Raw genomic sequence first — 21262 nt, forward strand, 5'->3', positions numbered from 1 at the left:
GTAGCTGGAGCCTAAGTGACGTACTTCCCCGATCGCACCTTCCCCGAAGCAGCGCCTTATGCGAGCGAATATTTTGCCCGCCTCAATGCTGCCTCCGCCACCATCAACCCAGATTCCCTGAACGCCGCCGCAAACCTCATCCTCGATACCACCAAGACAGGCAAGCGCATCTACTCCTGCGGAAATGGCGGCTCGGCTGCCATCGCCAATCACCTCGTCTGCGACTGTTTGAAGGGTATCCGTAGCGACACCGCATTGCGGCCGAAGGTGCACAGCTTCTCGACCACGGTCGAACTGATCACCGCCATCGTAAATGACATCGGCAGCGAGGAAATGTTCTCTTTCCAACTGTCGTCAATGGCGGAGGCAGGCGATCTACTGATCGCCATCAGTTCATCCGGATCATCGCCCAATATCATCCGAGTACTGGAACTGGCACGTACCATTGGCGTGCGTACCATCGCCATGACCGGATTTACTGGCGGAAAATCTGCTCAGATTGCGGACGTCAGCTTACATGTCGAGTGCGAAAATTACGGCATTGTGGAGGATATCCACCAGTCGCTGATGCACATCCTCGCACAATATTGCCGCCATCGCGAAATCGATGACCCCGCCAAGCTTGGTCAGGTCAAGTTTTAGTCAGGCGATTTTCTTTCGCTCCCCGGTCACGGCGTCGAATTCTGCAACCATATAACTCTCGATGAGGCGCACCATCTCCACCTCGGTAGGGAATTCGGCTGCATATTCGATGCCGCGACGGGTAAGATCAGCGGCCTTCTCACGATCGTCCAGTACCGCGTAGATCTTGTCAGCAATGTCTCGCGGACTCGCTGCCGCCAACATACAATTTTCTCGGCCACCATAGCTGACCTCATTTCCGTTGACGTCGAGATCAACCACCGGCAATCCACAAGCCATCATCTCAAAGGGGACAAGAGACGGATTGGTAGTCGAGAAGCAAACCCCTACGTCGACGGAACGATAAAGGTCGCCCAGATCTTCGATCCGAGGCGTCATTCCGACATTGGTGAATGGAAACGGCACATGTTGAAACTTGTCCGAACGATCACCATAGAACAGGATTTCGACATCCGGGCGTTCGCGCTTGACGATCTCCAACGCTGCAACACCTAACGGATAGCAACGACGAGGCATGTCAGGCCGGGCAAAATATGCGATGCGGCCTGGCCCTTCATAACGACGCTGATCTGCCGGATAATAGATGTCGCGGTCGAGTGGAAAACGGAAAAACGCCCCCTTCTTTATACCCCACTCCTTCTCCAGCATGCGGAGCGGCCACGGACCGGAGGTGATCGGGTAAAAGCCGAAACGATAGGTTTCGCAGGCACGCACATAATCCGTCCCCATGGGGAAGAACATCGGCTCATAATCCTGCAGGAAATACACATGAAGCGGTGCCTTATGCGCATTTTCCTTTACGATATAAGCAGTCGTCCAATAAGTGCAGACTAGAACGTCGCATTCGGGAATGTTGTTAACGCCGTGGTGAACGGAGTCTGCCTTAAGGTCGAAGAATTCTTCCGTAATGAATTCCCTGATTTCATCGCCGTGACTGAAACGATGATTGTCAGGCAGGACGTGCAGCGAGCAAGAGTGGCCAAATTCCGCAAGATACCGAATGGCGCGGAAGATATTGCGATGGCCGCCAGATGCCTCAAACGGCTGCGGAATCACCCACGCAATGCGCAACCCAGATTTATTGCGCCCAACCAGGGGCGTCGCGGCCTTTCGGTCCGTCGTACGCCTTTCAAGGCCGTGCAAACTGATAATTTCCGAATAGGCTTCTTGGAGTTTGCGGCCGATCTGGGTTGGATAGCGCTCGCGTCGCACGTCTTCTCGCGCGGCGCTGCCGAGGCGATCCCGTAGTTCGCGGTCGTCAAGCAAGAGCTTGAACGCCGCGTACCATTCGTCGGCGCTTTCTGCGATCAAGCCATTAATCCCATGCTCAATGCTGTCCTGAAAGGATCGGATAGGCGAGGCGATTGTCGGCACTGCCGACAGAGCCGGCTCCACATACTTTAGGTCGCTTTTGGACTGACAAAATGGGCTGGCCGGCTCGAACGGCGCGATGTTCACGTAGGCGCCTGCCGTCTCTATCACCAGATTCTTCCAGTCCATATGCGGAATACGGATCACCTTGTGCTGCAACCCCGGCAAGTGGGTATCCACATCGAGATAGCCAACCAGCTTGAGGTAAACGTCATCGTATTCGGTCAGAATGCGGCGCAGCGCAACAACCGCTTCTGCGAAGTCCTGCTCATGCGTCTTGGTTCCGCTCAAATAGGTGATGAACCGGACGCCCCCTTCATAGGATCGCACGAAGCTCGCGATCTCAACCTGCCGGTCGTTAACACCGAAGGGTATGATCCAACTTCGCTTGCCACTGACCCTCTCGGCTTGCTCGGCGAGAAAAGACGTGGATACCGTCACAAAATCAGAGGCCAGCATAACGCGTTCTATGCTGCGCATGCCCTCCACATAATCCCGTCGCTCAGCAGCGTTCATCTTCCGATAAGCATCGATCTGGCTCGCCAGCGAGGGATCGAATACCAGATCGTCAATGTCATAGACAGTGGGGATCCCCAATCGCTTGAGAATCGCAAACATCCGGTCCACGCGATCGCTATGTCCTCCGCGGAAGTTTATGACGATCGAGAATTGCCGTAGATACATCTCGTCCGTCGCTTCGGAATGAATGTCCCAAAGCCATTCGGCTTCGATGCCCATCGCCTGAAGCGCTTCAATGTGATTGAACACCCGATACCTTGCACTAGGGCCTTCATTGCAGCCCAAAATGAATAAAACTCGCATTTTCTTGGCTACCGTTGAGCGGCGAAACAAATCAGACAAATCTTATCCCCCAAGCGCGGCTCATTCCTATGACGGGACTTGCTCCACATCAATTGCTAAAACTCGGACTTTGTTCTCAACAGCAAAGATAGCCCTATCAGGTTCCCGACAGAATCCGGTCGATTTTCTCCCTGCTACCCCAAACGGCAGGAGAGTCATAGGCCCGGTCGGGGAAAGCGCCGTATTGCGGACGGATCGTTAGGCCGTGGTCGGCAATGAACTGCTCGACCTTGTCTCTCAACGCGATGGGCTCACCCGAACAACAATCGATTACTCCCGTCACAGCCGTCTGAAGGGCAACCCGAGAGATTTGATCAGCCAAATCATGGACCTGAATGAAGTCGTACTTACTTAAGCCCATGGTGAAGGGAAAGCTCTCCTTGCCCTCTGCTTCCCAGCCAATAATTTTCGAAAAAAGCGACTTGCTCCTCTGATCATCACCAAGAATATAATAGGCACGCAACCATTGAAACACGCCGCTCACCTTAGCGATCTCCAGCCGCGCGGCTTCCCGGAGTGCATTTTTCGCAATACCGTACAGCGAGCGAGGGGCGTTGGGCGACGCCTCGGTAATCATGCCTTCCCAATAACCGACCTCATGCATTGTGCCGAGACCGACAAAGTGCCGCAAGCCTGCATCAGCAAGTGCACGGACAAAGCGCACATGGAAAGGCAAATTGTCGATATGCATGGGAGAATCATGGCTAAAACCATCGCTCCAAGCGAGATGCACAACGCAACTCAGCCCATCGTCAACCACTAATTTCCTGACATCCAGCGATGAAAAATCACAGACTATTTCACGGGCACGACTATCGATTTGGGCATTGCCGCGATGTAGGGCGAGCACATCGGCGCCACGGTCAGCTAACGAGCGAACAACGTGGGATCCGATGTATCCACCCGCGCCAGTCACCAATATCTTTGTCATCACGCGAACTCATTTCAGCAGGCGGAAAAGGCAGCATTTTGCTCTCAACGGCTTTAACCACAACTTCTGCCAGCGAAGCAACCCAAAGGTCAAAGTTTACGCCGAGCCGCCTAGGCCGCTATAATTCCCGTATCGCGTAACCATCGCGACAACCGTTCATTCCCTTCGACGAAACCTACTCTCGGCGTTACTTCGAATTGTTCCTGCATGTCCGCGGGGTCGCACACTGCCCATCGTATGTCGCCGTAACGAAAGGCTCCGGTGATTTCCGGTTCGGGCGCACTGTAAATGCATGCAATCTGTTGCGCCGCCTCTAAAATCGTTTTTACAGCCCCACTTCCGACATCTATTGTTCTCGACACCTTTAAAGGGTATTCGATTGCCTTAATCATCGTTTGCACGACATCGTCGATGTAGATGAAGTCGCGCCCCATATCGCCATCCTCATAAACCTCAATGCGCTTCCCTGCAGCCGCGAGGCGGTGAAAGAGTACGATAATGCCGGTATAGGGATTGTACGGTGACTGCCCCACCCCGTAGACGTTCTGAAGGCGGAGCGTAGTCAACGGAACGCTACGGGCTGCGCACCAGTTCGAGAGGACTTGCTCTTGCGCCAGCTTGGTCACACCATAGATGCTCGATGGCGCTGGTTGGACACGTGCATGATGGAGTGCGACTGGAGTCGCCAGAAGCCCAGAAGGCGCAGCAACGGCGAAATCGCCTCTCTCCAAAGCCGCACTCTCACGCCGACCCGGTTGAAAAATCCGACCATCTGCGGGGTCCACCCAGACTCCCTCCCCGTAAACTGCGCGGCTCGAACTCAGTACAATGTGATCTGGGACCTGGCCCGCTCGATGCAGCGCCTCAAGCATCTCCGCAGTACCCGTGATATTCGTATGGGTATGGCGAACGGGCAAATCCAGCGACTGCCCCGTACCCGTTTCAGCGGCAAGGTGGATGATCGTTCGCGGGCGAATCTCCTGCAGCAGCGTGTCCCAAGCAGCCGCGTCGCAGATGTCCATTTTACGCAGATCAACGGCCACGGGCAGAAACGCAGGACGACTATCGGTTAAATGGACCTGCGGGTGCAGGCTGTCGACTGCGATTATGGATGGCGGCGTCTTTACGGCTCCCCCAGCGCGAAGCAAATCGGCCGATAGCGCGCAACCAACAAATCCTGCACCACCGGTAATCAAATAGTCGACTTCCACCATCCAACCTCTAAATTCTGTAACCGTGACAAACGGACAGTAGCCCATGCCTCTCGCCCGTCGCTGCGTCTATATATATCCAAACGGATGTAGGGAGATATCCCGAATCGTGTTGGCGGGCGCTGTTCCCGATGATAACTAAACGTCGAAACTCACCCGAAGCGTTTCATCACCTTAACGTGAGAGGCAATAAAGCAGTGCCAAGGCTCCCTCCAGAACAGCGTTTAAACATTACGTTCTGTGTTCATCCGTAACAACAGGGCAGCCGTCACCATGCTGGAACACAGGGAAAACACATTGAGTTCAGAAGAAAACAAGCTACTTGGGGAATTGGCCAAGGCGCAGGAAGATCTCGACCGACAGCTTGCTTCAAAGAACGCGGAAATAGAAGGGCTCATTGTCGAGCAGCGCGCCATGCAGAGCAAAATCTCGGTGATTTCAGCGCGTGCGCAGGAGGCCGAAGCGAAGGCCTCCCAGCTAAACGCTATGCTGCTCGCCATTGATTCGAAGAATGGTGAACTTGCAATCCTCTCGGTCGAAAACAAGGAACTGCGGGCGAGGCTCGATGCACAAACTGCTGAAATAGAGGCTATGGCGGCAGAACGCGATCGCTTGATCGCCAACATTGAGGATCGCGACGAGATAATGGCGATCCTGAAAGCGACCCATCGGGAAAATATCGCGCTGCTATCCGATGAGCACAGAGATATTATTGCTCGGCAGTCGAACAGTCATAAAGCGGAAATACAACGGTTTACAGAACAAAATGACGTACTTTCTCAAGAAGTTATCCAGGTTCGCGAAAGCGCTCACAGAGCAGAAAATCTGTCTTTGTTGGAGCGCGATGGGATGCTGTCACAAATCGAAATTTTGAAGTCTGAAATGGAACAGAAGATGATGGAAATTGAGCGTTTATCCTGCTGAGAACGGCGGTGCAAAATTAGACCACGGTGGCGGCGGCGAAGTGCTGCTGCGGGCGGCGTAAAAGTCGTCCACTTTGCCTTCTTTGCGCGAGCAGGGAGGGCGTGGAGATATATACCGTGGATCTTTACCTGAAGGTGCGTCTTGCTTGCGCGGGCGGCATGAGCCAGCGTGAGGCGGCGAAGCATTTCAACGTATCGCGCGACACGGTCCGCAAGATGCTGTCGTATTCGGAGCCCCCCGGTTACCGCCGGACGGCGGCGGTGCGGCGGCCCAAGCTGGAAGCGTTCGTTCCGATCATCGATGCATGGCTTGATGGTGACCGTCAGGTTCCGCGCAAGCAGCGTCATACGGCGAAGCGGGTATTTGACCGCCTTCGCGAAGAGCACGGTTTCACCGGCGGCTACACGATCATCAAGGATTACATCCGACAGCGCGAGCAGCGCAGCCGGGAGATGTTCGTGCCGCTGGCGCATGCGCCCGGCCATGCCCAGGCAGATTTTGGTGAGGCCATGGTCGAGATCGGCGGTGTTGTGCAGAAGGCGCATTTCTTCGTGCTCGATCTACCGCACAGCGACGCCTGCTACGTGCGCGCCTATCCCGCTGCCGTTGCCGAGGCATGGATGGACGGCCACGTGCACGCCTTCGCGTTTTTCGGCGCGGTGCCGCTGTCGATCGTCTACGATAACGACCGCTGCCTGGTCTCGAAGATCCTGCCCGACGGCACGAGGCAGCGCGCCCGGCTGTTCAGCGGCTTCCTGTCGCATTACCTGATCCGCGATCGTTACGGCCGTCCCGGCAGGGGGAACGACAAAGGCAGTGTTGAAGGGCTGGTCGGTTATGCTCGCCGCAACTTCATGGTGCCGATCCCCCGGTTCGCGACGTGGGAGGCGTTCAACCTGTGGCTCGAGGAGCAATGCCGCAAGCGTCAGAACGACCGGCTGCGGGGCGAGAGCGAGACGATCGGCGAGAGGCTGAAGCGCGATCTGGCGGCGATGCAGGAACTGCCGGCTGCCCCGTTCGAGGCTTGTGACCAGACCAGCGGCCAGGTCTCGTCGCAGGCGCTGGTGCGTTACCGGACCAATGATTACTCGGTGCCGGTGCGCTTCGGCCATCAGGAGGTATGGATCCGGGGCTATGTCGGCGAGGTGGTGATCGGCTGCCGGGGCGAGGTCATTGCCCGTCATGTGCGCAGCTACGAGCGCGAGGACGTGATCTTCGATCCCATCCATTACCTTCCCCTGATCGAACAGAAGATCAATGCGCTCGATCAGGCAGCGCCCCTGCAAGGCTGGCACCTGCCCGAAGCGTTTGCAACGCTGCGCCGCCTCATGGAAGCTCGTATGGGCAAGCATGGTCGGCGCGAGTATGTGCAGGTGCTGCGTCTGCTGGAGAGCTTCACGCTTGCCGATCTGCATGCGGCCGTAAAGCAGGCTCTCGATATCGGGGCGATCGGCTTTGATGCCGTGAAGCATCTCCTGCTGTGCCGGGTGGAGCGCCGACCACCCCGATTGGACATGGCGATCTATCCCTATCTGCCCAGAGCCAGGGTGGAGACGACATCGGCGCGCTCCTACATGCAGTTGCTCTCGGGCGATGCGAAGGATGCGGCATGAGCAGTCCGTCCCCCGAGCTGTTACTGGCCAGCCACCTCAAGACGCTCAAGCTACCAACCTTCCTGCGCGAGCATGACAAGCTGGCCCGGCGATGCGCGGCCGAGGGCGCAGATCACGTCCGCTACCTTGCCCGGCTTGTCGAACTGGAGCTGATCGACCGGGAACGCCGGATGGTCGAGCGCCGGATCAAGGCTGCGAAGTTCCCGGCCGCCAAGAGCCTCGACAGCTTCGACTTTGCCGCGATCCCCAAGCTCAACAAGATGCAGGTGCTGGAACTGGCACGCTGCGACTGGATCAACCGCCGCGAGAACGTCATAGCCCTTGGTCCCTCGGGAACCGGCAAGACCCATGTGGCGATCGGCCTCGGCCTTGCCGCCTGCCAGAAGGGCCTGACGGTCGGCTTCACCACCGCGTCCGCGCTGGTCAGCGCGATGATGGAGGCACGCGACGAACGCCGCCTTCTGCGCCTCCACAAGCAAATGGCCGGATACAAGCTCCTCATCATCGATGAACTGGGGTTCGTGCCGCTCTCGAAAACCGGCGCGGAACTGCTGTTCGAGCTGATCTCGCAGCGTTACGAGCGCGGCTCGACGCTGATCACCAGCAACTTGCCGTTCGACGAGTGGACCGAAACGTTCGGCTCCGAGCGCCTGACAGGCGCGCTCCTCGACCGGCTTACCCACCACGTCTCCATACTCGAGATGAACGGAGAGAGCTATCGTCTGGCCCAAAGCCAGGCGCGCAAGGCACGCTCCAACGTAAGCGGGGTCTGGCGACCGCCTTGCGCAGCGCCCATTAGCCGGGATGATTGCCGCTCTTTAAGCGGGGTGGCCGGTGTCGGACGAGATTGAAGATTCAGCGAGCAGCGCAGCGACTACTCATACGAGCGGTCGTATGAGTAGTCGGATAGAGATCGTTAGCCGGGTGTCAGGCCGGCGGCGGTGGACGGTAGAGCAGAAGCTGGCCGTGCTGCAGGATGCATTCGGCCCGGAGGGCTGCGTGCGCGCGGCCTGTGAACGCCATGACGTCGGCAGCGGCTCGATCTACACATGGCGGCGACAGGCGATGTCCGGTGAGCTCGCCGGGGTGCGCAAGTCGATCAAGCCTGCCTTTGCGGAGGTGCAGATCAGCGATCAGCTGGCCTTGCCTGGGCCAACGGTCGCAGCACGCAGCGAGGGAGTGATCGGCATCGAGCTGCCGTCTGGCATCAGGGTGAACGTGGACGCCACCGTCGATGCCGATGCCCTGTCGCGGGTGATCGGCGTCCTGACGCAATGATCCCGCTGCCGCCCTCAACGCGGATATTCCTGGCCTGCGGCGCAACAGATATGCGTAAGGGTTTTGACGGCTTGGCTGTGATGACGCAGCAAGTTCTGGAGCAGAGCCCGCATTCCGGTGCGCTGTTCGCCTTTCGAGGGAAGCGCGGTGATCTGGTAAAGCTGCTCTGGTATGACGGTCAGGGCATGTGCCTTTTCTCCAAGCGGATGGACCGAGGCCGGTTCATTTGGCCATCGACCAAGACCGGTTCGGTGGTGATGACGGCGGCCCAGCTTTCCATGCTTCTGGAAGGCATCGACTGGCGGCGGCCGGAACGCACTTTCACCCCGTCACTTGCGGGCTAAAACGCCCATTTTCCGGCGCTTTTTCTGGCATTGCGGCGTCTGTTCCGCTATAGGGTCGCGGTGTCGGACGCAGGCCTTTCCACCGCTGATAAAGACGCTCGGATCGCCGAGCTCGAAGCTGCTTTGGCGGCCGCCCACGCCGATATTTCTGCCCGCGACATCCTGATCGACACGCTGCGCGTGCAGATCGCGCGCCTCAAGCGGATGCAGTTCGGCAAGTCGTCCGAGAAGCTCGACACTCAGATCGCACAGCTTGAGCTTGCGCTCGAAGAGCTCGAAGGCGAGGCCATCGTCGCCGCCGCCCGCCGGGCCGATCCGGCAGAGGTTGATCGGCCGTCGCCTGTTCGTGCGCTGCCTGCTCATCTGCCGCGGGAGGAACAGCGGATCGAGCCCGAACGGGGCAGTTGCACCTGTCCAGATTGCGGCGGAGCGCTGCGGCCTCTGGGGCAGGATAGCGACGAGATGCTCGATGCCGTGCCAGTGCAATGGCGTGTCGTTCGGACCATCCGGCCCAAGTATAGCTGCCGGTCCTGCGAGAAGATCGTCCAGGCGCCCGTGCCGGTAAAGGCGATAGCGCGCGGCAAGGCGACCTTCGGCACGCTGGCCCACGTTGTCGTCTCCAAGTTCGACCATCATCTGCCGCTTTACCGCCAGGCCGAGATCATGGCTGCGCAGGGGGTCGAGATCGACCGATCGACACTGGCGGGCTGGGTAGGACAGGCATCCGTGCTGCTCGACCCGATCGTCAGTCGCATTCGCGAGGTGGGCCTCACCGCCTCAAAGATCCATACCGACGATACGCCTGTTCCCATGCTTGATCCGGGCCGGGGCAAGACGGCCACCGGCAGGCTTTGGGCTTACGCCGTCGATGATCGTGGCTCGGGCGCTACGACCCCCTCGCTCGTCTGGTATGAGTTCACCACCGATCGCACCGGTGCGCATCCCCAGCGTCAGCTGGCCAACTTCGCCGGCTACCTGCAGGCTGATGGTTACGCCGGTTATGACAAGCTCTACGACACGAACCGCGTCACCGAGGTTGCTTGCTGGGCGCATTTCCGGCGGAAGATATTCGACATCCACGCCACCAAGCCGACGCCGCTCACCACCGACCTGCTAGAACGCATCGGCCAACTCTATGAGATCGAGGCAGAGGTTCAAGGCCAGCAACCCGAGATCCGCCGACGAAGCCGGCACGACCGCACTCAGCCGTTGATCGATGAGCTGCGGCAAGCACTTGACGATGCCCTGCGCCGCCTCTCGCCCAAGTCCGAGATGGCGAAAGCGATCGCCTATGGTCGCAAGCGCTGGGTGGCGCTCACGCGCTTCCTCGATGATGGGCGTCTGGAGATCGATAACAACATTGCGGAGCGTGCCATGCGATGCGTGGCCTTGGGCCGTAAAAACTGGCTGTTCGCCGGATCAAAGGCAGGCGGCGATCGGGCGGCGGCCATCTACTCCGTTATCGAGACCGCAAAGCTCAACGGCCTCGAACCACAGGCCTATATTGCCGACGTTATCGCCAAGATCGCCGGCAACTGGCCTGCCGCTCGCTGGGATGAACTCATGCCCTGGAATTGGCGACCAGATCAGCAACCGATCGCCGAAGCCGCCTGATCTGCGGCCTCCAGCCCACGCTTACGCTCCAACCCCTGACAGAAAAGACCATCCGTGTGTTGGCGACCCCCACTCGGGCTACGCCCTCGCGGCGCTCGCCAGCACACGGATCACCCGGCCTGATTTTGCGCCGCCCAATGGCCGACTTTTACTCCGCCGTTGACACCTGCGAATGTGATTCCTTAAAGGAAACAATTTCGGCACTTAACGTCCGCACTTCGGATGCGGAGGCGCGGCGCTTGGAGGCCTATGAGTTTGCAAGAATTTCCAGTGACACGGCCTATGGACTGCGCCGCGAACTGGAAACGCTAAGACGCGATCTAGCAGAAGCGCTAGATTCTCCTCGCGAGTCCCTTTCACCGATTGTAGAACATCGGCACCGGGATATCGTGGAATCCATGGCGAGGCTCTTTCCGGGCACCGAGGCCACCCGATACATCGTACGCGATCCGCAAATCGAACGCGTATCCCGCATGGCCTTAGAACTCCTCGACGCACGCGTTGCCGGAGGATCATACTCTGAATCGGCCCGCATTCGTGCAGAAGAAGAAATTTCGCGTTTGCGAGAACAAACCTCTACGCTCCAGCAAGAACTGGATACGCAGACGAGGCGCGCTGAGCGAGCAGAGGGCTTCGCATCCGATTGGCATGAACAGATAATGACAATACGGAATTCCGCGTCCTGGCGATGGGTCAAGCGCCTGCGCGCATTGGGACGACCATTTAAAAGCTCATGACCGGCCCTTACACAGAAAGGAACAGGATAGCGCTTTTCCGCCCTTTGCAATGCTAATATTTTAAAGAACGCAAATCGTCAATGTTATCGAATATGCGTTCATAATCATCACTAACTTTTAGCAATCGTGGAAATGCGCTAATAATGCCATTCTCGAACAATTTTACATATCTACCACACGCAGTTATTTTTTCTATTATGCTTGTAAGATCAACATTATTTATTAGATCTTCATAGCATATTTCAACAAATCCATGATGCCCATCGAAATATTTTCGTACAGATTGCCAATTTTCGTTAAGATTTTCACGAAATTTATAAAATTCCTCCATAGAAAGAGATACTTTCTGCCCCTCCAATTGTTGATACGCAATTCCGATTGATCCCCTTTGATCAGAGTCGAGTTCGGATACATGGGGGCGCTTTGAAATATCTAACGCCTTCACTGAGCAGAAGATATCAACCGGATTGCGAACCAGTGCAATCACAACTGCATTACGAGAACGCAAGTATTCATAGATGAATTTGGTATTTCCATTCCAGCCAAGGGTCATCCAATCCATTTGATTGAACATTATATCGAAATTGAATATTTTCCCAAAAAACACACCAATACCATTAAAGTAATCATCAAGAACTTCATATTGATTTTTTCTTACTATCTTATCGAAACCGATATTCTGCACGTAAGCTCGGAAGGACAACAGCGATGTATCATCCGGATTGAATATTTCCCCCAACGACCCTATCGACAGGCCACTGCGAAGTATCGAACCGAACCATTTGGATCCCGAACGCTGATGGGTAATCGTCGCGACGATAACCTTGTCTGTCAGCATTTTCCTAATTTCCCCTCTTCAAACATATTTGCCACCTCCGTCCAAGGATCGCTGGCTCCGCTCCAGGCGATATGATCCAGGATCTCATCCATCATCGGCTCTCGTAAGCCATCGAAGGGCGCACCGCGTCGCGTTCGTTGCGGATTATAGCCTGGATCCCTATCCAGTGCAGTACCCCAGCGCGCCCGCAATATTGCAGCCTCGCCGCGAACTCGCCGCCGCTTCTTCCTGCTACGGTTGAAACCGCGCGATACCGATTCGTGGTGAAGGAGCAAGAGCTCTGGCGAATACAGAATCTTAAGTCCAGCCGCTCGCGCACGCAGACACAAATCAATATCGCTGAAATCGATAGCTAGGTCGATTTCATCAAATGCCCCAAGCCGCTCGAAGATGGAGCGCCGCATGGCCATGAACGCCCCGGTGACGGCTACCGTTTGCCGCGCCCGGCACCAACGCTGATCCGGTCCCGGGTCATCCTCCTCCATCCACCGTCCTTCATGCTGTGGGCCATTATCCATGCCGAAGATAAAGCCAGCATGCTGTATGGTTCGGTCGGGGTAAAGCATGCGCGCGCCAATGATGCCAATACTCCGCTCTGTCATGAGCGACAGTATGTGATCATCCCACCCGCGCGCTAACATCTCCGTATCGTCATTCAGAAACAGCAGGCCATCCCCTGAACAGCGCCGGGCGGCTATATTATTTGCGCGCGACCAGTTGAATGGCTCATCAAAGGAGATGATTTCCGTAACCCTGCCGGATAGCTTCAAATTTGAGAGGAGCTGCTTTGTGTCAGGCCGCACACTGCCATTGTCAACCACGCGGATGTCAAGACGGCTGGGTTCGAGAGCCATTGCGTGCAGCGACTCTATGCATGCTGCCAGAAGGTCCGGATTATCCCGTGTCGGTATGATCACGGACAGTCGCCCCTGGCCGCCTGTGACAGCGGCAGCCCTCGCTTCGTCCCTTTCGCTCGAAGAGGAGACAAAGCTTGTGGCTAGAATCCGAGGCACGTGCGCGATCGGTTTGGGTAATTCTGCCCAAGAGTTCGGAACTAACCCCCCTCGCTCTTTAAAAGGCTGAACCAGACATCTTGACGCCACCAGGACCGGCCAGAAGCTGCGCTGCCCGAACCATAGATCATCAGTCATAGGATGAAGGACGGGATCGGTTCGCCTCTCGCTCCCATCGCTCATAACGATGCCATGATCGCTGTCCGTATAGACCGTTCCACAACCAACATGATGGATCGCGAAGCTCAGCCAAGCCAAAGCCTGAGGATGGAGCGACACGCCTGCAGCGAGAATGATCTGCCACGCGACCTCGTCCACCTCCACTTCTGGCATAGCCATTCTCCTGGGCGCGCCGCCGTCTTTGCGCGTCCAGATTGAAGCGGGTTGGCACGACTGACACAGCAGGCTCGCTAGCGTCCTTTCCACGTCCTCCAGCGACGCATCTGTTTCGTCGACAAGCACATGAAAGTATATCCGACTTCCGGCGCTCGCCGGCGGCAAAGGGACTGGGTTGGCCGCGATGAAGTCGGCATAGTCCCGATTGGCATAGATTGTTCCGACCAAACCTGGAACGCGGTCGCGTGCACCGTAACGGCACAACTCCGCGCTGGCCTCTACCCGCAAGCCCATGCGAAATGCCTCGGCGAGAACCTCAATGGCTTCCGCTCGCTCCCCTAAGGCCCTCAACACACGCCCCGCGATCAAAGGGATGCGCGCATCGTCAGGTGAGAGTGCTCTGGCCCGCGCAAGCACAAGTCGAGCCTCGTCGTACCTCTCCGCCGCCTTCAAAAGTCTTCCGGCGATAAGCCATGCTGAACCGCGTTTCGGGAAAAATGCCATCCATGCAAGCCAAGAATCTGCGGCTTGTAACCAATGCTTGGGCTCAAGTGTCAGCCACGCCCTTAACAAGCGGGGCAGCAGCGCCAACGGTGCAGACCCGCGTAGGGTACAACCGTCTGACGTTACACCTGCCTTAGAGATGGATAGACCTGTGGTAGAAATCATAGGCTTCCTGAACATCGTCAAACACAGACAACTGCCCTTCCGAAAGCACGCATATTTTCGAGCAATGTTCGCGGATGTAACCCGCATCGTGAGATACAATTACGAGAGCACGCTCCGCCCGCTTCTCGAACAACTCATAATGACATTTTTCGTGGAAGCGTGCATCGCCAACCGCAATGACCTCATCGATGAGAAAACAGTCAAATTCTATGACCATAGACAAAGCAAAGGCAAGCCGCGCCCTCATTCCCGATGAATATACACGCAGCGGTTCACGAAAATATCTTCCAAGCTCAGAAAATTGCTCGATAAATTCAATTTTTTCCTGAGCATCAACATTATAAATTCGGCAGACGAAGCGCAGGTTATCGAGCCCGGTTAGAGACGTTTGAAACGCTCCGCCAAAGGCAAGTGGCCACGACACCGACATTTTCCTTTCGATGTGCCCGGAAGTCGGATTTTCTGCACCACTCAGAATCCGGATCATCGTCGATTTCCCGGCGCCGTTACGGCCTAATATCCCGACCTTCTCTCCCCTTCCAATGGTGAGATTAACATCACGCAAAACCGGCGAAAGGCCCTGCGATGTCCGATAGCTTTTGTTTAGATCTACAAGCCGAATCATTCGGGTTGGACTTCCCTGCTCACCTTCGTCATGCGCGCGATACCCAGCAGAGTGAGCACGAGATTACACCCGATGACATAGCCAAGGTCATATCGGGCGTCCATCAGCGATCCGAAATATCCCTCCCGAAGATATTCGGTGGCGTGTATGACGGGGATATATAGAACAACCTCCTGCATTGCCTGAGGCAGTGAACTAACAACAAAGCCTGCGCCCGAAAGCGGCATAATCATATAGGCGGCGGGATGCCAGAGCTTCTCAACGAGTTCATAATCCTCGGACAGCGAGCCCAGCACAAGCGCAAGTCCTGCCCCAAACCATGCGATCAACAGCCACCCTCCCATCACCTTCAGCAGATCTTCCGGCAAATCCATCCAGCCATAAGCCGCGAAGCCGATGGCTAAGACGATGAAAGAGATAGTGGCTCCAACGAATTCGAGGATGAGGCGCGCCGCGAAAACGTCGACCACCTTGACATTTCGGTGATACATAAGCGCCAAATTAGGAGTTACTGAGGCGATCAAACGCCCGGGCATGTTACGCCATAACAGAATGCTCGAATATCCCGTGACGGCGAACGCCGTGATGGGTAGCGTGCTGGTGTGATTGAGGCCGAGGCCGCTCCACAACAATGTGACCGCCAATGTGAACATCATCGGCTCAACAAACAGCCACAAGAAGCCGATATTATGACGTCCATAGCGCGTGATGATTTCCCGCATCAGCAACGCGCCGACCACCCTGCTCTGGATGCTCAGCGATTGCAGAAACGAACCGTCGGCCCTAGCTCGTGCGCTCACTGCTTGTGCTCGCGTATGGCAGCGAACAGCATCTGAAGTACGCCCCAGACGATCAGGCTGAACAGCAACGTCGAAATCAACCCGCGCAGACGCCGCGGCTCCAGCGCGTCGTCAGGCAGGTTTGGCTCGACTATCCGTTCCACATAGGCCTGCTTGCGCCGCGCCTCGTTCCGCGCATCTTCAAGCGACGCCATTGACGCCGCCAACTGCTTATCCGCGAATTGGCTTTCCAGCGCAAGCCGCTGATACTGCGCTGCTGTGGCGGCTAAGGATCGGCGATCGCCCGCCACCTTCCCCAATTGCATGTCCACTTCTCGGCCAAGTTCCCTGATCCGAGATTGGAGCACCTCGATCTGAGGATTGCGCGGCGTAAACTGGCGCAGCGCTACCAACTGAGTACGTGCGGCGATCAGTTCGTCCTGCAATTTGGAGATCATCTGAAGCTGGACGGCAGCCTGCTTTTCAGGATCTACCACGCCTTCCTGGTTCCGATAAGCTGAAAGCGCCAGTGCCGCCATGCGGGCGGCTCGCTTTGCGTCCTCAACCTCCGTTTCAGCAAAACGGATGAGATCCTTGCGACCGCGTTCATTGAGCCGGTTGACGGTCGCTTCGGCCATTTCCAACAGCTGTTCGTTAAATCGCTGCGCGTCACGCGCCGTATATGCCCGGACCGTCAACGTTGTGATACTGGAACTCGCAACATGGTCGACGTGGACCCTACTCTGGAAATATTTGTAAAGATCCTCGAACGTGGATCCAGAAAACAGGGTCCCGAAACGATCAAAATAAAAGATCGAGTTCTGGGAACTGGCTTTGCGAAAGGCATCACTCCGGTTCAGCGCCGAAAGTGCGTCACGCGAGACAACGTAATCCTTCGCAGCATATACTTCGTCTCCAGCGTTGGTAAAACCTGCACTTTTGAGCAATATCCCTATGCCGGATGAGGCTGGTTTGTCGGGAGATCGCACGACGAACCGGGATTCTGAGACATAAACGTCGGACGCCAGGAAACCGAAATACAGCACGGCCATAACCATAGGCATCAGCACTGTACATACAAACAGCGGGCTCAACCCGCGCACCCTCTTCAACGCCGCACGAGGCCAAGATTTCGGCACCTCCGAAACATTTGCGACGTGCTCCTGACCATCACCAAACTGGCCTGTATTATGTAACATCGGATCTCCGGAAAAGGCACGTCTCAATCAGCATCAAGCCGCCCTCATGCCCCTTGGCCCTGCCATTTGCAACGCACAAATTCCGGCTAATTACGCGCAGCGACGAGGCAATTTCCCCGAATCTAGGAGCTTGGCGCGAAAAGCTAGGCGGCGTGGACAAATTCAGCCGTGCCGGATCGTCCTTCGTCCCGCTAAGCGGGGCATCCGCTTCGCGCTGGCGATAACACTTGGCACATATGATCGTGATGCCATCAGGCACCTCCACAGTGTCTTCGATCCACTCGCCGCCATTGCTTTGCAGATAGGCGTCGCAAGCCTCACACCATGCATCCCTGAGGTCATTTTCATCTTCTGACGGAAAGGAAACAAATCCGGCTGTGTCCGGTGATGTTCGACCCACAATATGAGCGCAGACGAATGTGATCGGCTGATACCCATGCACCTCGCAGTCACAATGATCGTCGTCGTTGTTCGCTGTCGTGGTCATATCGCGGTGGATCGTAACTGCATCTGCCCCCAACAGCCAGACGAGTTACGGTTGACCCCGAACAGAACGGTTGATTCAAGGCTGCTTTTTGGAGGTAGGCTTGAGCAGGGGCGATCTTACCGAGGCGGAATGGCGCATCCTAAAGGACTTGCTGCCAATCGAGGCCGAGAACCGTGGTCGAGGCAGGCCCCCTGAGCCGAACCGCGCGATCATCAACGGCATCCTCTGGCGGCTTCGGCGCGGTGCTCCGGGGCGCGACGTCCCGCCTAAATACGGCAGTTGGAACACCATTTATCCACGGTTCCGGCGATGGAGCGAGGCCGGGGCCTGGGAGACTGCGGCTGTGACGCTCGCCGAAATCATGGCGGACACCGGCCACTACAGCATCGATAGCACCACAGTTCGCGCCCATGTCTCGGCTGCGGGCGGAAAAGGGGGACTCCTCGACGCGCTCTTGGGCGCTCGCGGGGCAGGTTCACCAGTAAGCTTCACTGCCTGGCTGATGCCCTCGGGCGACCGCTCGCCTTCCATCTGACGGTCGGCGAAGCGGCAGACTGCAAGGCCTATGATGCCCTGATCGACCTACCCGAGCGCGCACCTGACGCCTTGCTCGCCGACAAGGGCTACGACGCCGACGCAATCCGTGCTGACCTTGTCAAACGGAATATCGAGGCTGTCATTCCGGGTCGGTCAAACCGGCGCGTGAAAATCGAGCATGACCGGGCGCTCTACAAGCAGCGCAACCGCATCGAACGCATGTTCGGGCAACTCAAGATCAACCGGGCGATCGCAACCCGATACGATCAACTGGCCAACAGCTTTCTCGGAATGGTCCATCTCGCCACAGCCAGATACTGGCTCAAATTTGTCCACGCCGCCTAGCACCAGAAACTCATTTCGATGCCGTAATGAAACCCGGAGATTGCCAAGATTACCTCCGCCCCACCATCTTCCACGCACGCCATAACCGCAGCTCCCTTCACTAGCGGAACTAGCGTGATACTAACTTAGCCCCGTCATGATCGATAAGATAGCGTGGCGGGATAAAACGCTCAATTAGTCCGTGCACGCTCGCTTCCTGTATTTTCGCGACCGATGCACGCACGTCTGAGAAATCCATACCTTCAATGATCGGCCGAAGATCGAATTCCCACCATTGAGATTTGAGAACCTCATCGATCAAGGTTTCTGAAATTCGATATCGGATATGCTTAGCCGGATTTCCGCCTACAATTGAAAATGGCGCTACATCTTTAGTCACGACAGCGTGGGCAGCAACTATAGCTCCAGTTCCTATCGTCACTCCACGCCGAACAAAAGCCCCCTCCCCGATCCATACATCATTTCCTATTGTAACGCGATCACCGCCTCGATCAGTAACTCTACTAGGCACCCCCTTGAGCCATGCTCGATAGTCAGGATAGCAATTTGACAATCCAGCAGCCACATCATGAGGGTCATTAACGAAGGGATGGCTCGACAACCAATCGACAGGATGTTCACCGGCTCCTGTAGAAACGTTCATCGCAATTGAGCAAAATCTACCAATATCTGTATCTATAATAGAGGATCCATTTTGAATATACGTGAAAGAACGAATTGAAGTATCCTGCAATAAACCATTAATTTTTACAGGCGGCTCAAACTCACATGGCGGAGAAAAATTACTAAGTTCGGCCTGACATCCGATAGAAATCAAGTCTCTCAATGAGCAAAAACCCAAAATGCTACTCCAAAATCGTTAATTAACTCCACCTTTGCGCATGTAGGGTATTCATGACATACAACGCCGGTGAGCAAGAAACCCTTCCGCAGAGCCTAAGTTCCTGGTCCGCGATTTTTCCCGGCGGTTCTCCGATAACGATGCTTGCCTGACCACATCATGTCGGTCTGCCTTGACGGCCTCCGCTCTGAATGCATCGCCTGTGAAACGGAAAGCACCCGTCATAAGCTCTCGCCGCACCATGCCACAGGTTCGTTTGCGCCAACTACAGCCACCGGGTAAGCCTTCCGCTGGCACAACATGCGAACGCCGACCATATCCTGTTCTGCCTCATGCGTTTGCTCGACATGGCGCGTCAGCGCGTTGCAGGAAAGGAACTCCAGTACGGTTTAGCATGACATAAAAGACCGCCAACCGTATTCTGCTACGAATTCGCTTCTTATCGCTAAGATTGAAAGCTTTGATGCGCCACTATCAAGCCATATTGCAATGGACGAAAGACATGTCGCCAATCATCGTTCGAGTAGAAATTGTGGAATGGCATTGCGGAAGGTCGATTTTTGAGCAGGGTTGGGCGCGGCGGCCGTGAGAAGACGCTTCACCCCAGCTTCAAAGACGATGTTCTGCGCGGCGTTTCGCAAATTGAATTAATATTTAACAAACAATTAACATGTGAAATACTTATTTAGCTTTTACTTTTCGTAATATTATTATAAATCTATCTCATTAATTTTATATGCTAATTTAATATGGATATCGTATTTTACATATTTATTTTAATACGCAATAATATTAAATTATTTGTAAGTATTTTTATTTATCTTATCGGAATACTATGAAAATGTCTAAGTCATTTTTAAAATTTCCTCAGATATTTCCCACCGCTAGACGCTTTTACAAAAAGGCTATGGCTGGTGGAGGGGACGTGGTTCGCCAGAAAGCAATTGCAGACCTACAGTCTCTTTCCCTCCGTGAAGCCAGAGGCAGCGGTGACTTCGCCTGTACCGCTTGCCGAGAGAGATATTCGCTCGCGCCGTTCGAACAGCGTACCGATCAGCACGGGACCATCTACGATCTATGGATTTGCCTTAATTGCCTCGCCATCCTCAATGCCACGCATTTACGGGCAATCCATAAAGGGGCAGACTTCCTGTCGTGGCAGTCCGATTCATCGGAGGAATTCTATGCCGTCGATAACGCATATCTCGCCACGGTTCCTGATGCGATCGACGCCTGCGGGTTCATCGACTTTCTGCTTTCCGCTTATCCAGAGCAGTCAAGGAGCGTGTTCCTGGACTTTGGCGCGGGGAGAGGCATACTTTCCGGCGCAGCCGCCAAAAGGTTCGAGAAAGTCTATGCGGTCGAACTCAGCTTGAACGTCCTGCGCAAGGTACATGCTGCAATGCCAGAAAGGAGCAGGATCGTACCCAGCGATAATTATCTCGACATAAAGGACGGCTTCGACGCGGTCGCGTCGATGCACGTGCTGGAGCATCTCCCGAACATGCGCGACATACTAGACACTCTGGTCGAGCGGATGAATCCGGGTGGATCGCTATTCTTTCAGGCTCCTATGCTGCGTAGGGATTATCTCGTGAATGTGCATTACACGTTTTTCACCGAGGTATCTGCCCGGACATTGTGTAGGAATCTAGGCCTCGAAACCGTCGGAATATGGTTCGACCACGCTCTCGACTTCCTGACCTGCATCGCAAAAAAACCAAGCTAAGCAAATCTAGCAGGGCGCTGAAGAACGGTTCGCTGATCCGCCTAGGCTCGGTTGAAGGAACTCGCCGAGGTCCCTGCCGGCACGGTTTTGTCAGCCCTCCGTCGACACTGTCCGGCGCGGCCCGAGGAAGCGTAGACCCTCGCCGCTTATGATGCGACCCAGATGACCGCCCACAACCCAGCAGCTTGGGATAATATGAGAAAGAAAATGGCTTGATCCGTGCAAGCATTTTCTATCTATCGGCCAGGCCAGAAACAGATACCAACATCGACTATCTGAGACTTTAAAGCAATCATCCAATATGCTGCCAAATCTGGAGGAAATTCAACTGTGGGCGA

The 21262-nt window shown here is 55.7% G+C and carries 19 protein-coding genes and 1 pseudogene; 11 read left to right on the plus strand and 9 right to left on the minus strand.

What is annotated here, in order from left to right; genetic code table 11:
- Positions 1-15 precede the first annotated feature (15 nt).
- Positions 16-642, plus strand: coding sequence for an SIS domain-containing protein (locus tag LDB29_RS13665; RefSeq protein WP_257554420.1), 627 nt, complete (start codon positions 16-18; stop codon positions 640-642).
- On the opposite strand, the gene LDB29_RS13670 is transcribed toward LDB29_RS13665, so the two are convergent.
- From LDB29_RS13670 to LDB29_RS13680, 3 genes are all read right to left on the minus strand, one after another.
- Positions 643-2874 (minus strand): glycosyltransferase family 4 protein, encoded by a 2232-nt coding sequence (locus LDB29_RS13670; RefSeq protein ID WP_257554421.1) that lies wholly within the window; start codon positions 2872-2874, stop codon positions 643-645.
- A gap of 97 nt (positions 2875-2971) precedes the next feature.
- Positions 2972-3805: an NAD(P)-dependent oxidoreductase gene (locus LDB29_RS13675; RefSeq protein WP_257554422.1), complete on the minus strand. Its 834-nt coding sequence runs from the start codon at positions 3803-3805 to the stop codon at positions 2972-2974.
- Between the two features lie 110 nt (positions 3806-3915).
- On the minus strand, positions 3916-5064 hold the full coding sequence (locus LDB29_RS13680; RefSeq protein ID WP_257554423.1) for an NAD(P)-dependent oxidoreductase: 1149 nt from the start codon (positions 5062-5064) through the stop codon (positions 3916-3918).
- Positions 5065-5256: 192 nt separating this feature from the next.
- Here LDB29_RS13680 and LDB29_RS13685 point away from each other — a divergent pair, with 192 nt between their 5' ends.
- From LDB29_RS13685 to LDB29_RS13715, 7 genes are all read left to right on the plus strand, one after another.
- Positions 5257-5940 carry a hypothetical protein gene (locus tag LDB29_RS13685; RefSeq protein ID WP_257554424.1) on the plus strand — a complete coding sequence of 228 codons (684 nt, stop codon included), beginning with the start codon at positions 5257-5259 and terminating at the stop codon, positions 5938-5940.
- Between the two features lie 116 nt (positions 5941-6056).
- Entirely contained in the window at positions 6057-7553 is a 1497-nt protein-coding gene (istA, locus tag LDB29_RS13690) for an IS21 family transposase (protein WP_082430708.1), read from the plus strand.
- On the plus strand, positions 7550-8404 hold the full coding sequence (gene istB, locus LDB29_RS13695; RefSeq protein ID WP_257554425.1) for an IS21-like element helper ATPase IstB: 855 nt from the start codon (positions 7550-7552) through the stop codon (positions 8402-8404). Before istA ends, istB begins: the two co-directional genes overlap by 4 nt.
- Positions 8405-8447: 43 nt before the next feature.
- Positions 8448-8831 carry a transposase gene (locus LDB29_RS13700; RefSeq protein ID WP_041380262.1) on the plus strand — a complete coding sequence of 128 codons (384 nt, stop codon included), beginning with the start codon at positions 8448-8450 and terminating at the stop codon, positions 8829-8831.
- Positions 8828-9175, plus strand: coding sequence for an IS66 family insertion sequence element accessory protein TnpB (gene tnpB, locus LDB29_RS13705; protein ID WP_011950829.1), 348 nt, complete (start codon positions 8828-8830; stop codon positions 9173-9175). The genes LDB29_RS13700 and tnpB overlap by 4 nt, the downstream gene beginning before the upstream one ends.
- A gap of 39 nt (positions 9176-9214) precedes the next feature.
- Complete coding sequence (locus LDB29_RS13710) at positions 9215-10789, plus strand: IS66 family transposase (RefSeq protein ID WP_373886338.1); 1575 nt, start codon at positions 9215-9217, stop codon at positions 10787-10789.
- A 137-nt stretch (positions 10790-10926) separates the two neighbouring features.
- Positions 10927-11526, plus strand: a complete 600-nt coding sequence (locus tag LDB29_RS13715; RefSeq protein WP_257554426.1) for a hypothetical protein — start codon at positions 10927-10929, stop codon at positions 11524-11526.
- Positions 11527-11578: 52 nt separating this feature from the next.
- On the opposite strand, the gene LDB29_RS13720 is transcribed toward LDB29_RS13715, so the two are convergent.
- Genes LDB29_RS13720 through LDB29_RS13740 form a run of 5 tightly spaced genes read right to left on the minus strand, consistent with a single transcriptional unit; the run spans position 11579 to position 16985 of the window.
- On the minus strand, positions 11579-12364 hold the full coding sequence (locus tag LDB29_RS13720) for a sulfotransferase (RefSeq protein WP_257554427.1): 786 nt from the start codon (positions 12362-12364) through the stop codon (positions 11579-11581).
- Entirely contained in the window at positions 12358-14304 is a 1947-nt protein-coding gene (locus LDB29_RS13725) for a glycosyltransferase family 2 protein (RefSeq protein WP_257554429.1), read from the minus strand. The genes LDB29_RS13720 and LDB29_RS13725 overlap by 7 nt, the downstream gene beginning before the upstream one ends.
- Before the next feature lie 46 nt (positions 14305-14350).
- The gene (locus tag LDB29_RS13730; protein ID WP_257554431.1) at positions 14351-15007 is read right to left on the minus strand and encodes an ABC transporter ATP-binding protein; all 657 of its coding nucleotides are present in this window, start codon (positions 15005-15007) and stop codon (positions 14351-14353) included.
- Positions 15004-15807 (minus strand): ABC transporter permease, encoded by an 804-nt coding sequence (locus LDB29_RS13735; protein WP_257554433.1) that lies wholly within the window; start codon positions 15805-15807, stop codon positions 15004-15006. The genes LDB29_RS13730 and LDB29_RS13735 overlap by 4 nt, the downstream gene beginning before the upstream one ends.
- The gene (locus LDB29_RS13740) at positions 15804-16985 is read right to left on the minus strand and encodes a hypothetical protein (RefSeq protein ID WP_257554435.1); all 1182 of its coding nucleotides are present in this window, start codon (positions 16983-16985) and stop codon (positions 15804-15806) included. Before LDB29_RS13740 ends, LDB29_RS13735 begins: the two co-directional genes overlap by 4 nt.
- Positions 16986-17620: 635 nt before the next feature.
- Here LDB29_RS13740 and LDB29_RS13745 point away from each other — a divergent pair.
- Both LDB29_RS13745 and LDB29_RS13750 read left to right on the plus strand, forming a co-directional pair.
- Entirely contained in the window at positions 17621-18007 is a 387-nt protein-coding gene (locus LDB29_RS13745; RefSeq protein WP_257557032.1) for a transposase, read from the plus strand.
- Positions 17956-18354, plus strand: a pseudogene (locus LDB29_RS13750) (IS5 family transposase); the annotation flags it as partial. The gene LDB29_RS13745 and the pseudogene LDB29_RS13750, both read left to right, overlap by 52 nt.
- A 109-nt stretch (positions 18355-18463) precedes the next feature.
- Here LDB29_RS13750 and LDB29_RS13755 read toward each other — a convergent pair.
- A complete protein-coding gene (locus LDB29_RS13755; protein ID WP_257554437.1) occupies positions 18464-19171 on the minus strand; it encodes a CatB-related O-acetyltransferase in 708 nt (235 codons plus the stop codon).
- Between the two features lie 949 nt (positions 19172-20120).
- On the opposite strand from LDB29_RS13755, the gene LDB29_RS13760 reads away from it, so the two are divergent.
- Complete coding sequence (locus LDB29_RS13760) at positions 20121-20924, plus strand: bifunctional 2-polyprenyl-6-hydroxyphenol methylase/3-demethylubiquinol 3-O-methyltransferase UbiG (protein ID WP_257554438.1); 804 nt, start codon at positions 20121-20123, stop codon at positions 20922-20924.
- Positions 20925-21262: the final 338 nt, after the last annotated feature.

Source organism: Sphingobium sp. CFD-2 (assembly GCF_024611135.1).
Taxonomy (GTDB): Bacteria; Pseudomonadota; Alphaproteobacteria; order Sphingomonadales; family Sphingomonadaceae; genus Sphingobium; species Sphingobium fuliginis.

Bases quoted from the DNA above. Each gene is read 5' to 3' on its own strand.
- LDB29_RS13730 (WP_257554431.1), bottom strand. From the start codon at position 15,007: ATGATTCGGCTTGTAGATCTAAACAAAAGCTATCGGACATCGCAGGGC.
- LDB29_RS13680 (WP_257554423.1), bottom strand. From the start codon at position 5,064: ATGGGCTACTGTCCGTTTGTCACGGTTACAGAATTTAGAGGTTGGATG.
- LDB29_RS13715 (WP_257554426.1), top strand. From the start codon at position 10,927: ATGGCCGACTTTTACTCCGCCGTTGACACCTGCGAATGTGATTCCTTA.
- LDB29_RS13675 (WP_257554422.1), bottom strand. From the start codon at position 3,805: ATGACAAAGATATTGGTGACTGGCGCGGGTGGATACATCGGATCCCAC.
- tnpB (WP_011950829.1), top strand. From the start codon at position 8,828: ATGATCCCGCTGCCGCCCTCAACGCGGATATTCCTGGCCTGCGGCGCA.
- LDB29_RS13700 (WP_041380262.1), top strand. From the start codon at position 8,448: ATGAGTAGTCGGATAGAGATCGTTAGCCGGGTGTCAGGCCGGCGGCGG.
- istB (WP_257554425.1), top strand. From the start codon at position 7,550: ATGAGCAGTCCGTCCCCCGAGCTGTTACTGGCCAGCCACCTCAAGACG.
- LDB29_RS13720 (WP_257554427.1), bottom strand. From the start codon at position 12,364: ATGCTGACAGACAAGGTTATCGTCGCGACGATTACCCATCAGCGTTCG.
- LDB29_RS13740 (WP_257554435.1), bottom strand. From the start codon at position 16,985: ATGTTACATAATACAGGCCAGTTTGGTGATGGTCAGGAGCACGTCGCA.